This window comes from Mycobacterium sp. E342, assembly GCF_001667665.1.
In the GTDB taxonomy this organism is placed as follows: Bacteria; Actinomycetota; Actinomycetes; order Mycobacteriales; family Mycobacteriaceae; genus Mycobacterium.
The window spans coordinates 14030-27010 of the sequence record NZ_LZJM01000076.1; the positions used below are offsets into that span (position 1 = coordinate 14030).

General features: G+C 63.1%; 10 protein-coding genes and 1 pseudogene. 10 read left to right on the top strand and 1 reads right to left on the bottom strand.

Going from position 1 to position 12981, the window contains the following annotated elements:
- The first annotated feature begins 2 nt into the window (after window positions 1-2).
- The 9 genes and pseudogenes from A5692_RS04790 to A5692_RS29395 form a co-directional block, all read left to right on the top strand.
- Window positions 3-1202 carry a thiolase gene (locus A5692_RS04790; protein ID WP_067923794.1) on the top strand — a complete coding sequence of 400 codons (1200 nt, stop codon included), beginning with the start codon at window positions 3-5 and terminating at the stop codon, window positions 1200-1202.
- A complete protein-coding gene (locus A5692_RS04795; protein WP_067923791.1) occupies window positions 1199-1651 on the top strand; it encodes a Zn-ribbon domain-containing OB-fold protein in 453 nt (150 codons plus the stop codon). Before A5692_RS04790 ends, A5692_RS04795 begins: the two co-directional genes overlap by 4 nt.
- Window positions 1644-1856, top strand: a complete 213-nt coding sequence (locus A5692_RS04800) for a hypothetical protein (RefSeq protein ID WP_369807551.1) — start codon at window positions 1644-1646, stop codon at window positions 1854-1856. The genes A5692_RS04795 and A5692_RS04800 overlap by 8 nt, the downstream gene beginning before the upstream one ends.
- 18 nt (window positions 1857-1874) lie before the next feature.
- Window positions 1875-2690, top strand: a complete 816-nt coding sequence (locus tag A5692_RS04805) for a mycofactocin-coupled SDR family oxidoreductase (RefSeq protein ID WP_067923786.1) — start codon at window positions 1875-1877, stop codon at window positions 2688-2690.
- Window positions 2691-2711: 21 nt separating this feature from the next.
- A complete protein-coding gene (locus tag A5692_RS04810) occupies window positions 2712-4172 on the top strand; it encodes an aldehyde dehydrogenase (RefSeq protein ID WP_068052736.1) in 1461 nt (486 codons plus the stop codon).
- A gap of 134 nt (window positions 4173-4306) precedes the next feature.
- A complete protein-coding gene (locus A5692_RS04815) occupies window positions 4307-5206 on the top strand; it encodes a DUF2889 domain-containing protein (RefSeq protein WP_067923783.1) in 900 nt (299 codons plus the stop codon).
- Between the two features lie 568 nt (window positions 5207-5774).
- Window positions 5775-8234 (top strand): CaiB/BaiF CoA-transferase family protein, encoded by a 2460-nt coding sequence (locus A5692_RS04820; RefSeq protein WP_068052727.1) that lies wholly within the window; start codon window positions 5775-5777, stop codon window positions 8232-8234.
- Between the two features lie 475 nt (window positions 8235-8709).
- Complete coding sequence (locus A5692_RS04830; protein ID WP_082962371.1) at window positions 8710-9843, top strand: spirocyclase AveC family protein; 1134 nt, start codon at window positions 8710-8712, stop codon at window positions 9841-9843.
- 315 nt (window positions 9844-10158) lie between these two features.
- Window positions 10159-10370, top strand: a pseudogene (locus tag A5692_RS29395) (ATP-binding protein); the annotation flags it as partial.
- 222 nt (window positions 10371-10592) lie between these two features.
- Here A5692_RS29395 and A5692_RS04835 read toward each other — a convergent pair.
- Window positions 10593-11513, bottom strand: coding sequence for a LysR family transcriptional regulator (locus tag A5692_RS04835; protein WP_067923771.1), 921 nt, complete (start codon window positions 11511-11513; stop codon window positions 10593-10595).
- 106 nt (window positions 11514-11619) lie between these two features.
- Between A5692_RS04835 and A5692_RS04840 the strand changes: the two genes are divergently transcribed.
- On the top strand, window positions 11620-12573 hold the full coding sequence (locus A5692_RS04840) for an alpha/beta hydrolase (protein WP_067923768.1): 954 nt from the start codon (window positions 11620-11622) through the stop codon (window positions 12571-12573).
- Window positions 12574-12981: the final 408 nt, after the last annotated feature.

Consider the following 12981-nt stretch of genomic DNA (forward strand, 5'->3'; position numbering starts at 1 on the left):
TGGTGGGCAATTCGGATGGTCTGCGTGACGTCGCCATCGTCGGAATTGGCGCGACGCCCTACTACAAGCGGGGCGGGTCGTTGCCGAAGACCGTAACCGAACTCGCCGGTGAGGCGATCCTCGCCGCCTGTGAGGATGCCGGGCTATCGGTGCGCGACATCGACGGTTTTGCCTATTACTCGGGTGCCAGCGCCGGGTACGCCGAGAAGATGGACACCGGCGATTTCGTGGAAACCCTCGGCATACCGGAGGTCCGGTTCACCGCGGCGCTGACCTCGGGCGGCGGTGGTTCGGCCGGGGCGATCGGGCTGGCGCGTGCGGCGATTGTCGCCGGCGATGCTTCTGTGGTCGTCACTGTGATGGCGTTGCAGCAGTCCAAACAGCGTCTGGGAGCGGTGTTCTCGGCGATGGAGCCCGACGCGATCAACTCGTTCCTGCAGCCGTCGGGGCTGTTCGGTCCGGGTCAGCTGATGTCGGTGTTGGCGCGTCGGCATATGCATCTCTACGGCACGCGGCGCGAGGCTTTCGCCGAGATCGCGATCTCGACGCGGGCCAATGCGCTGAACCGGCCCAAGGCGATTCACCGGGAACCACTGACGCTCGAAGACTATTTCAACGCGCGGATGATCGCAGAACCGTTGTGCCTCTACGACTTCTGCCAGGAGACTGACGGTGCCGTCGCGGTGATCACGACGAGCGCCGACCGTGCCCGCGATCTGCGCCAACCACCGGTCCCAGTGGTCGCCGCCGCCCATGGTGGAGTCAAGCAGTGGGGTCGCGCGTTCGCGTGGATGGGTATGCCCGATGAGTACTTCGCTTCCTCGGGTAACAAGCCGATCGCCGAGCGGCTCTACCGGCAGGCCGGGATCAGCGCCGCCGACATCGACGTGGCGCTGCTCTACGACCACTTCACCCCGATGGTGCTGATGCAACTCGAGGACTACGGATTCTGCGAGAAGGGGGAGGGCGGCGCGTTCGTGGAGAGCGGGGCGATTCGCTACGACGGCGGCTCGATCCCGCTCAACCCACACGGCGGTCAACTATCGGAGGCCTACATCGTTGGCATGACCCATATCATGGAAGGAGTCGAGCAGATGCGCGGCACCGCCATCAACCAGGTGACCGACGCCGAACTCGCGTTGATCACCGGGGGGCCGGCCAGTCTGCCGGTCAGCGGGCTGATCCTGGGGCGCGCCGCATGAGCGCGCCCCCCGCCACACTGGCGACAACCCTTCCCGGCGAGCACATCCGGATCGCGGTCAACAAACACACCGAACCGTTTTGGCAGGCAGCCAAAGAGCAACGTCTTGTCGCCCCGCAGTGCGCCGACTGCGGATCCTTCCGGCTGCCGCCCACACCGTTCTGCCCGGAATGCCAGTCCACGGCCGTCAACTGGGTTCAGCTGAGTGGCGATGCGACCGTCTACAGCTTCGCGGTTGTGCACGGCATTCCCGGCATGCCCGAATTGACGTTGGTACCAGCGGTCGTCGACCTGCCCGACGCACCGGGTGCGCGACTGGTGAGCAACGTCGTCGACATCGCGCCGACCGATTTGACGATCGGAATGGCGCTGCGCGTGGACTTTTCGCCCATCGCCGATGGCTGGATGCTTCCAATTTTCCGGCCGTACAACGGAGCCACTGGTGGCTGACGACGACAGCGCCCTGCACGAGAAACCGCTCGAATTTTTCGCCAGCATCGCCAACACCGGCGGCGACTGTGACGGGCAGGCGATCCTGCCCGACAACGGGCGCTTCCGTGCCTGGTGCTCGTGCGGCAACTGGAGCGTCGAGGTCGACGACTCCGAAGACGGTTTGAGATTGGCACGCATCCACACCGGCAGCCCGCCGCACTGAGGTCAGAGGAGAAAACTCGTGGGGAATCTCGAAGGCAGAGTCGCCTTCATCACCGGCGCGGCTCGAGGGCAAGGTCGCGCGCACGCCGTCCGCCTGGCCAGTGAAGGCGCCGACATCATCGGGCTGGACATCTGCGCCGACATCGACTCCATGGACTATCCCAACGCGACCCCCGCTGACCTCGAAGAGACAGTCAAGCTCGTTGAGGATCGTGGCCGACGAATTGTGGCCCGCCAAGCCGACGTTCGCGACGCCGACGCCGTCAACGCTGTTGTCCGCGAAGGTGTCGCCGAATTCGGGCGCCTGGACATCGTGGTGGCCAACGCCGGAATCGTGCGACTCAGTGAAGGCTCGAAGCGACGCGAGATCTTCCGCGACATCATCGACGTGAACTTGGTCGGTGTGTGGAACACCGTCGAGGCGGCGATCCCCGCTCTGATCGACGGCGGCCGCGGCGGATCGATCGTGATCACCAGCTCGAGCGCTGGTTTGAAGGCCACCGGCACCGACCGTGCAGGTGGCCAGGCCTACGCCGCCGCCAAACGCGGTCTCGTAGCTTTGATGCAGGTGTGGGCCAACCACCTTGGGCCACAATCAATCCGAGTCAACACCATCCACCCAACCGGGGTGGCTACCGGCATGGTGATGAACGAGACAATGGCCAAGCTATTCGAAGCCAACGACGCGGCGCTGACCGCCATGCAGAACGTCCTTCCGATACAGATCCTGCAACCCGAAGATGTCGCGGAAGCTGTCGCATGGCTGGTTTCCGACGCGGCCAAATTCATCACAGGCACCGCTTGGCCCCTCGACGCCGGCTTCGCGGTTCGGTAACACACAACGGGAGAGCCAATGATTACGTCGACACTTGCAACGCCGCGCCCGGAAGTCTCGCTGAGGATCGGCGGCGAAAAACGGCATACCGCGTCTGGAGGCACCTACCAACACATCAACCCGTGCGATGGGACACCCGACGCCGAGATCCCCATGGCAGGCGCCGCCGAGATCGACGAGGCTGTCGAGGCCGCCCACGGCGCGTTTCTTGGTTGGCGGCAGACCAATCCGGCCGAGCGCAGGCGTATTCTGATGCGCTTTGCAGACCTGATCGAGCAAAACACCGACGACTTCACCCGCCTCGGTACCTTTGACAACGGCACGCCGTCGGGGTTGGTGGGCGGGCTCGTCGCGATGTCGGTCGAGTGGACGCGTTACTACGCGGGTTGGGCCGACAAGATCAGCAGTGACATCGCGTCCTCGTTCCGAACCCACGGTGAGTTCAGCTATACACTCAGTCAGCCTTACGGGGTGATCGGCGTGATCATCACCTGGAACGGCCCCCTCATCTCCTTGGCGATGAAAGTGCCTGCGGCACTTGCCGCGGGCAACACCGTGGTGATCAAGCCGTCCGAGTTCACCCCTTTCAGCGCCAATCTGTACGCGGATCTCGCTGCAGAGGCCGGTATTCCCGCCGGCGTCATCAACGTGGTTCCCGGATCCGCTGAAGCCGGGGCGAGGCTGGTCGCCCATCCGCTCGTCAAGAAAGTCACCTTTACCGGCGGCCCGGATACGGCGCGCAAGATCCTCTCGACCTGTGCCGAGCAGATCAAGCCGGCAGTCATGGAGCTCGGCGGCAAATCCGGCAACATCATCTTCGAGGACGCTGATCTTGACCTCGCCTGCGGCTACGGAACGATGATGTCGGTGGGCTTGATGAGCGGCCAGGGCTGCGCCCTTCCGACCCGAATGATCGTGGCAAGACCGCTCTATGACGACGTCATCGCGCGAGTCTCGGCGATCGCGTCGATGATCAAAGTGGGTGACCCGTTCGATCTGGACACCCTGAGCGGTCCTGTCGTGAATGAAGCAGCACTGGAGCGGATCGTGGGCATGATCGACCGCGCCAAACAGGACGGCGCACGATTGATCACGGGCGGTGAGCGCATCGGCGGTGACCTCGCGGACGGATACTTCCTGCAGCCCACGGTGTTCGCAGACGTCGACCCCAATTCCGAACTGGCGCAAAAAGAGGTCTTCGGACCGGTGCTGTCGATCATGCCGTTCGACACCGAAGACGAAGCCATCGAGATCGCGAACAGCACCCCCTACGGGCTGTCCGGGTGCCTGTTCACGAACAATCTCAAACGCGCCCACCGTGTCGTTGAAGCGCTCGAGACTGGAGAAGTCCTGATCAACGGCGCCATTAACCTGGGGGTGCACCGACCCTTCGGGGGTATCGGCATCAGCGGGATGGGCAAGGAAGGCGGTCGGCAAGGGCTGGACGAGTTCCTGTGGACCAAGAGCGTGAGCATCGCCTAACTAGCCCAAGTATGAGCGGAGACGACTTAGGCACGCCACGTTTCGGCCTGCACCCGTTGCATGGAATTCACGAGCCGACCCAAGGGACGCCGCGACTACTGCCTGGCTCAGTGCGGCGAACCAGCTCCATCGATATGACGCGCAAAACCGGCTCCATAGATCCGGTCTACTTGTCGGGCCGAGCACGCGACGTCAAGACGGCGTGCGACGGCACCACGACGGAGGTGGGCCACGCCCGCCTGGAAGCGACGGTCGAGACGTTCGCTCGGGTCGTTCAGCACCTCGAGGTCGAACCGATCGTTGCCAACATGAATCTCAGTGGGGCGCCGGCGATGAGCGGCTTTCGCGCTGCGGTTGACAAGGCCGCGCCCGATCTGCGGCGACGCCGCGACTTGCGCTATACGTTGCTCGATGATGTCCCCGTCGCCACACTCATCTCCGGTCATGCGCTGTCAGCGTCGGGAGTGCTCGGAGTCGCAGCGAAGTCAGGTTATCTGCCGATCGCCGACCGGTGCGCCGGCTTCGTCACCGGCGGTCTGCTGATGACCTCGTTCGAGGGCGGTGACCCCGCCGTCGTGACCGGCCCGCCGGCCCCTGCGCTCGAGGACCCGGCCGATCCACTCGCCTGGCACGCCATGGCCCCGCTGCCTGTTCACGGCATGCGACGACGGCGCCGACTTGACGTTCAACCCTGCTCGGATAGTTCAAAGGTGTCGATCAGTGCGATGTTTCGCGACAGCTATGTCCGCGCCGACAGCACCGAGACCATCATCCACGAATACACGCTCGATGCATCGGTAGATGCAGACACGGGGGTCATACTGCACTCGCAGGCGATACCCAGAGTTCTGCCTTGGCAGGAATGTCCAGGCGCCGTTGCGAGCGCAACTCGCATCACCGGAATGAGGCTGGACGAGCTGCACTTCCGGGTCCGCCAGGAGCTGGCCGGCACGTCGACGTGCACGCACCTGAACGATCTGCTGCGCAGCGTCGCCGATACCGCGGCGCTGATCCCGCTGCTGAGCACCCCCTGAGAACAACCGGCGAATGGACCATCAATGCCCCTACCTTGAATTTCGACATCTCCGACGTCATCGGCAGCGAACCGCTCACACAAGCGGCGTGAGCCTTCCTCCCGGCCCAACCACTGGAGGCACCGGCGATCCTGGCACGTCTGGCGGGAGGGTTGTACGACAAGCACTACTGACACATGGAGATTCCCGGTCACACCCAACGTTCAATGGTGAAGTGCCGGTGTAGTTTGTGCGAGACTTGGCGTCCGTGTAGCGGTTCGGGTCGTCGCCGAACTCACCGAGCAGCCACTGGTCCACTAGATTGTCGCCAGGCGTCCTCGTGCCCGATAGTGGTTGCACCACAAGATAAGTCGAAGACGGTCCGCCAACAGGTCCCCGACAGCGATGTCTTCGACGTGCGCACCCTCGCCGCGCATCTGGGTTGGGTCGATGGCGCTGCCTCGGGCGCCGGAGAGGCTCGCTAGTAATAGCTTGACAGTTCATCAAATGTTTTGACATTTAACCGTTTCGGGTGTCATCCTGGCGTTACACAGGTCACACCATGCGTCTTTCCCCATGAGGAGCGTTTATGGCAGCAGTAACTCCGGTACCGGGCCGGCCGCCCCTCGCTGATTTGCTGGTTGTCGATATGTCCACCACCCTGGCGGGCGCATACACCTCGCAGTTCCTCGCCGATTGCGGCGCCAACGTGATCCTGGTTGAACCGCCCGACGGCAGCTCCCTCCGACAGCTCCCGGGATGGCCCGCGCTGCTACGCGGCAGACGTTCGGTCACCCTCGATGTCCACGAACCTGACGACCGTCAACGACTCTGGCAGCTGCTAGAAAACGCCGATGTGCTCGTGACGACCGCGCGGCCGGCGGACGGGAGCCGCCTCGGACTCACGCCCGAATTGGTGACACAGCGCTGCCCCAGACTTGTGCACGCGTCGATTACCGGGTGGGGGTCGAAAGGCCCGTGGCGAAACTACAAGGGCTGGGAAGCGTTGGTCCTGGCCAAGATCGGCATCATGCACGAGAAGCGTGGCGTCACCCCACGAAGCGGGCCTGCCTACGTCTCGGCCCCCTATGCGTCTTGGGGCGCGGCCCACGCCGCCGTGCAAGGAATCCTGGCAGCATTGATCGAGCGGGATTCGAGCGGTCGCGGTCAAGTCGTCGAATCCAATCTCGTAACGGGCGTGGGGGCGAACGATACCTGGAACTGGTTCCACGAATTAGTGCTCGACCGGTATCCGGGCGCCTTCGAACCAGCGGGCGCGGTGTACGACGAACAGAGCCGCCCGCTGATCCCCCTGGTGTATTCGGTCTTGGCGGCCCCCACCAAAGACGGTCGCTGGTTGCAGTTCGCCCAGGTATCGCCGCGATTGATGCATGCCTGGCTAACAGAGCTCGACTTGTTGACCGAACTTGCGAACCCAAAATGGGAGGGTTTTCCCACGCTACCCACGCAAGAACTGCGCACGGAATTCTGGGACCTGATGATCGAGCGGGTCAGGGCGCGCACTCTCGCGGAATGGCAGCAGGCATTCGATGCAAACGAAAATCTAAGTGCCGAGATTTTCCGCACACCCAGCGAGTCACTGAACCATCCCCAGACTCTTCATCAAGGCCGAGCTGTGACTGTGGACGACCCCGAGCTTGGCCCGGTGCACCAGCCGTCGACGTTGATCCACTCCGATGGCCAGCCACTCGCGGCGTTGCGTCCAGCTCCGGGCGTAGGACAGCACAATGCGTCGGTGTGGGGGTTGCGCCGGGAGCCGGCCAAACTCCCTGCGGCCGGTGAGGTCGCTGCGGGACTTCCTCTACATGGGACGACGATCCTCGAATTCGGTTCGATGTTCGCCGGGCCCTACGGCGCCACGCTGCTCACCGACCTCGGTGCGCGGGTAATCAAAGTCGAACCGCTCGACGGCGACAACATCCGAAACATGCTTCCGTTCCCGGAGGCTGGTGGTGCAAAGGTGCTGCAAGGCAAGGAAAGCTGCGCGGTCGACTTCACCAAACCAGAGGGGCTCAGCCTGATATACGAGCTGGTAAAGCGTTGCGACATCGTCGTTCAGTGCTTCCGCGGGCAAGCAGCTGAACGAGCCAAGATCGACGAAGCTACGCTCAAGGCGATAAACCCCGATTTGGTAGTCCTGAGCACCTCCGGCTACGGCCTCGATGGGCCATTCGGACATCGACCCGCGTACGCACCGTCCATCGCCGCGGCGTCCGGTCTGGCCGTTCTCGACAGCGGCGACGCAATGCACCCGCCGACCGACTTGGATGACCTGCACCGCACGGCCGCCACGCTGTTCTCCGGCGGAACGATTTCTGCGGTGCAGGCCGACGGTATCGCCGCGCTGGGTGTCGCCTCCGCGTTGCTCGCGTGCCTTTACGCGAAGCGGCGCGGCATCGATATGCACCACACCGAAACCACCATGCTGGGCACGGTTCAGAACGCCCTCATCTGGTCGAACGTCAGCTATCGCGACCAGCCGCCGGTGCCGACAGCCGACGCGGAGTTCCTCGGCCTCACGGCCCTCTACCGGCTGTACCGCGCCGCCGACGGTTGGGTGTTTCTCGCCGCTCCCCTGGCGCGAGAATGGGAACCTTTCGCGAAGGCTATGCAGGCCTACGTCGACCTGCTGGGCGACGAGCGCTTCGTCGATACCGCATCACGGGCACGCAACGACGATGTCTTGGCACGCGTCTTGGAACAGGTCTTCCTGACGAAGACCAAACTCGAGTGGGAGTACGAGCTGACCGCACAGGACGTCGGATGCGTCGAAGTCGCCGACCGCAATTCGGGCATCGTCCTGCAAAGCGACACGTGCCGCGATGCTGGGTATTCGGTGGAAGCTGACAGTCCCATCTTCGACAAACATCTTCGGCTGGCACCGCTTTACCGGTTCTCCCGGTCGTTGACAAAGGCCAGCGGAGGCTGCACCGTGGGTCAGCACACGACCGCAATTCTGAGCGAGATCGGCATCGACGACAACCAGATCGCTGATCTGCGGTCGCGAGGGATCATCGCATGCGGTTAAAGGTGTCGACGGGCTTGTTGCGTTGCCGTGTGTGGCGCCAAGCCGGCGACATCGGCCACGATGGTGGCTCACGCTCCGCCAGCGCAGCAACGAAGACACCAATCGTTTTCTGCGGCAGTACTTCCCGGACAACACCACCCTGAACGCGTATACCGTCGAGCGTCCACTCGCAGTCGAGTACAAGATCAATCAGCCCACGCTGGCCTGTCGGTGGTGATCACTTGTCCCTGTTCTACGACAGATTCTCTGCGCAATTAGCTAAGCTAGTTGACCTCTCCGCGATATAGGCATCTCAAATCTCGCTTAGGGCAGCAGCTCTCGCGCACTCGGTTTCGGCCCGCCTGAGAAAAGGACGACGGACAGATTCGGCGCCGCGCCGATGGCACTCACGCTCACCAGCGCTATTGATAGTTTTCTAGTAAATGGTAGATTCTAACTCTCGGACGGTTATCGCGATAACGCAAGGAGGCGTTGTATGGCTGCGGTCGAAGTTGAACCGTCGCGTGGGTGGTCCGTTGCCGCCAAGACGAAGAGGGCGCCGCGGGTCCGCACCATCCCCCCGATCGTTGTGTGGGCGACAGTCGGTGCGACGTTTGTCGGCCTGGCGATCTATGTCGCGGCGAGCTGGATCCTGGGGGGGCGCGCCACACCGACACCGATCGGTGACCACAACCCCGACTTGGGTAACGACCTCAAATTCTGCATTGCGTTCCAGGTATTCACGGTGATCACGGTCGTCGGCACCCTGGTTTACGTAGGACGTCAGTGTATTCGCGAAAGGCGCTTGACGTTTGACGCCATCCTTATCATCGCCTATCTGCTGCTAATCCAATGGGATCCGATCCTCAACTACATCCTGCCGCAGTTCTCATACTCGTCGTTGATGGTGAACTTTGGCTCGTGGACAACCGACATGCCCGGGTGGGTGTCCCCGCGTGGCAACCTCATGCCCGAGCCCACCATCCTCATCGGGGTCGGCTTCATCTGGAGCGCTGCGCTGTGCATGATCGGGTGCGCGTTCCTGCGCAAATTTGTGATGAGGCGGTGGCCACAGACAGGCAAGCTGGGCGTTATTGCGTGGTCGATTGCCTTCATGGCAGTCATGGATCTCAACGAGGTGGCCCTCACCAGTTTGCACGTCATTGCATATCCAGACACCGTCGGCTGGTTGACGCTGTTGAAGGGCACGACCCATCAGTTCCCTCTTTACGAACCGATCGTGTGGGGCGCCCTTGGCTGGGCGCCGTTGATGGTGCTGCGGTTCTACCGCGATGATCGCGGTCAGTCGGTGGTCGAGCGGGGCGTGGAGCGGCTCAATGTATCCAGCAAGACCAAGGCCGCCCTGCAGATCCTGGCCGTCGCCGCCGTGACCAACATCGGGTACTTCGCCTACAACATCGTGTTCATTTGGATTGGCCTGCAAAACGATAACGACAACTGGGAGATGTACCCCTCCCATCTGAGAAATGGGATGTGCGGTCAGGGAACGCCTTATCTCTGCCCGGACCCGGCGCATGGGCGGCCGATACCGACCGGCGGTCAGCCAGGTTCGCCGAACGACATTCCTGGCGACGGCAGCACGTGGGTCGATCTCTACCTAGGCCGATAGCGCCATCGGGTAGAGGGCTACTCCAGCCCTTGGGCAGTCATCGAAGGGGAATAGGACCTCGCGGACGAGTCCAGGATTGCTTCTATGCAAACAACAACGAATCGGTCAACGGCTCCTACGTCGTCGGTTGATAAACATCCTGCCGGAGACGAGCTCGGGGCAGTGCTCGGCGCCTGGCGTCCCGGTTACCTGGGCTGACTAAGCGGCCGACCACTTCCGCGATCATGCGGCGCTCGAAGCTGTCGACCTGACCGGGTCGCCGACGGAGTTGACCGTGGCTTGGCGCGGGCGGCCCTTGAGGTGGGCCGCCACGGTCGTCGCGCTACGGAGATGCCTTTCCAGGTTCTCACCGAGCGCGAGTAAACCGCCAACGTCGCCATCGCGAGCACAACTCCTTCTCGAGCTGGACCAAGACCTTCACCGATCTGCGGCTGTGTGCGGCGATCGTGGACCGTTTGACGTTCGCCAGCAACATCATTGAGACCGGCACCGAGTCCTACCGACTAGCGAACGCCCGCGCGGTGCGGGATAAGGCGTGGCAGCAGAATGGTTCGCAGGGTTCGATCAGTTCGGTGGTGAATCCGTTCGGGTGCAGCACCGTAATGGTCAGTGCAACGAAGGAGCGAAGCGGCTCATGTCAGGGCGAAGGCCTATGTATGTCGAGTCCTGATCCGGGATTAGCTCGTCGGGTCCTTCCGGGGTCTGGGAGCGGCGCACTCACAGTCTGGTTCGGAAGGCGAGAGACCCGCCTACCTGTCTGCGTGGTTATATGCGGGATTGCGGCCGGCGATCGCGGCAAGGATGTCCCCTGGATCGATTCCCCACCGCTGCGGGGCGCGGGGGCTCCACGCCAGCGAAAGGACGTAGGGCGGCGGTGGTTCGCCGAACGGGCGCACCGCGAACGCTGGGTCGTCGAATACCCGCCACGGCCCGCCGGCCTCTAGGCTCAGCGACGGAATCACGGTGCGATGAGTGCGGATCCGGCTTGCCATCGCGGCCACGTCGAGGCTGTCAATGCGGTCGAACCGCGTCACGCTGTGGCAGACCATGAAGTCGTGCAGGTTGTTGAGCACCGAGGGGAACGGCGTATCGGGCGGCAGTGTCACTTCACGTCGGGCGAGGTCCCCCCAGTCGATGTGGTCACGCGCGGCGAGCGGGTCGTCGCCGCGCATGACGAGCACGTAGTCGAAAACGGCCACCTGCTGGTACGGCAGCCCGGCGCAGTCGGACGTCGGGTTCACCAATGCGAAATCCAGCGTGCCGGCCGCAAGCCGGCGCGGCAGCTGGTCCGGTTCAACGAGTTGAACCTCGACATTCGACGTTGTTAGGTCGCGCAGGGCATCCACCGTGCGGTCTAAGACCGTCGGTGGTGAAAGATGAAATGCGCCAACCGTTATCGCGAGCGCTTCATACCCTAACGATCGCGCGTAGTCGCCCAGCGAGTCAGCATGACGCACGACTTCAGCAGCTCGTTCGCAAAGCGCTAAACCCGCGGCCGTCAGGCGCACGTCATGGTGTTCGCGAATGAACAAGTCCACCCCGAGTTCGGTCTCCAGCGCCCGCACGGCGCGGCTGACCGGTGCCGGGGTCAGATGCAAACGCTGGGCTGCCCGGCCGAAGTGCTGCTCTTCAGCGACCGCGACAAAACAACGCAGGTGGCGCAGTTCCATGGCGCCAGTTTGACACTCGACACTCGTCGCGCGCTGCGGTTTACGCAACGTTGGGATGCACAAAACGCACTGGACATCGGTGGCTGCGGTTTGAACAATTTGTGCCATGCCAACGCCATTGACATTCGAAGTGACGGCCAGTATCGAGACCGGTGAGCGGCTGACCCAGACGGCATGGGCCTTCCTGCCGCCGCGGCCGGCTGGTGCGGTCGCGGCGCTCTTGTGTCTGGCCGGCGGGCTCTACGACAAGCGCTATTGGCACATGCAGATTGACGGGCACCCCGGCTACAGCTTCGGAGAGCACCTGGCCGCCGCTGGCTATATCGTCCTCGCCCTGGACCACCTCGCCGTCGGCGAGAGCACTGACCCAATCGCATCCGGCCAGCTAGGGCTGGAGTTGCTGGCTGCCGGCGACGCGGAGGTGGCCCGGCAGGTCCGTGAAGGCCTGCGCAATGGCGATCTCATCGACGGCGTTTCGCCGCTGGCCGGCCCTCTGGTCGGTGTAGGCCACTCAATGGGCGCATGCCTGACCACGATGGTGCAGGCCAACACCGGTATCTACGACGCGGTGGTGTTGCTCGGGTACGGGGTACAAGTCACCAACATTTACCAAGAAACAACAGATGCCGCCGATCTCGAAAGCCGGGTCCAGCAATCAATGTCGCTGGCTTGCCAGCTCTCGGGTGCCAGTCCGCAGGACAGCCACATGACCGTTCCGCGGTCATATCTTGAGGGCCTGTTCTATGCCGGAGAGGTACCACAGCAGGTGATCGACGCCGACACCGCCGCGCAAAGTCGGGTGCCGGTGCGCGCGGGCGCCGAGGTCGCCACGCCGGGATTCGTCGAGCGCTACGCGCCACAGGTGAATGTTCCAGTGTTCCTAGGATTCGGCGCAGCGATTGACGTGTCGCCCAATTCGTACGCCGAACCTGCCAACTATACGGGCTCTGCTGACGTGACACTGCACCTCGTGCCGAAGTCAGGTCACTGCCACAACTTCGCCAGCCACCGTTACGAGCTGTGGGATCGCATCGCCGCGTGGGTTCCGACGGTGACTTGACGATCTGCTCATGCCGCCGACCGCCGGCCGACATAAGTGTGCTGCTGGAAGAAAGCGCCGATACAAACAGAGTCCTCCCGCGGGACCTTCTCGCGCATCGAGGAATCGCACGCCGCGCCCGCCATATCGAGCAGTTCGGCCTTGCCCGTGGTACGGCGTCCGTCGGGCCGACTGCGACGATGGCGGGTGCGTCCGGATCTAGGAGCGATCCCTCAAGCACGAGCATCCTCGGATAGGAGCGTCGTCGATCGCCGCGTCGGATGCGCCGTAGCCGGTCCCGTCGGCGTCTTCGGAGGTCTTCGCATTCGCTGTTTCGGCTGCGTCGACTATTATCTGTGTCTCCTCCAATTATGTTGACACGAATCAAAAGTCATGAGTTACCACTCTCGAACCAGACCAACCTGGGTC

Bases quoted from the DNA above. Each gene is read 5' to 3' on its own strand.
- A5692_RS04795 (WP_067923791.1), top strand. From the start codon at position 1,199: ATGAGCGCGCCCCCCGCCACACTGGCGACAACCCTTCCCGGCGAGCAC.
- A5692_RS04815 (WP_067923783.1), top strand. From the start codon at position 4,307: ATGACGCGCAAAACCGGCTCCATAGATCCGGTCTACTTGTCGGGCCGA.
- A5692_RS04820 (WP_068052727.1), top strand. From the start codon at position 5,775: ATGGCAGCAGTAACTCCGGTACCGGGCCGGCCGCCCCTCGCTGATTTG.
- A5692_RS04830 (WP_082962371.1), top strand. From the start codon at position 8,710: ATGGCTGCGGTCGAAGTTGAACCGTCGCGTGGGTGGTCCGTTGCCGCC.
- A5692_RS04835 (WP_067923771.1), bottom strand. From the start codon at position 11,513: ATGGAACTGCGCCACCTGCGTTGTTTTGTCGCGGTCGCTGAAGAGCAG.
- A5692_RS04840 (WP_067923768.1), top strand. From the start codon at position 11,620: ATGCCAACGCCATTGACATTCGAAGTGACGGCCAGTATCGAGACCGGT.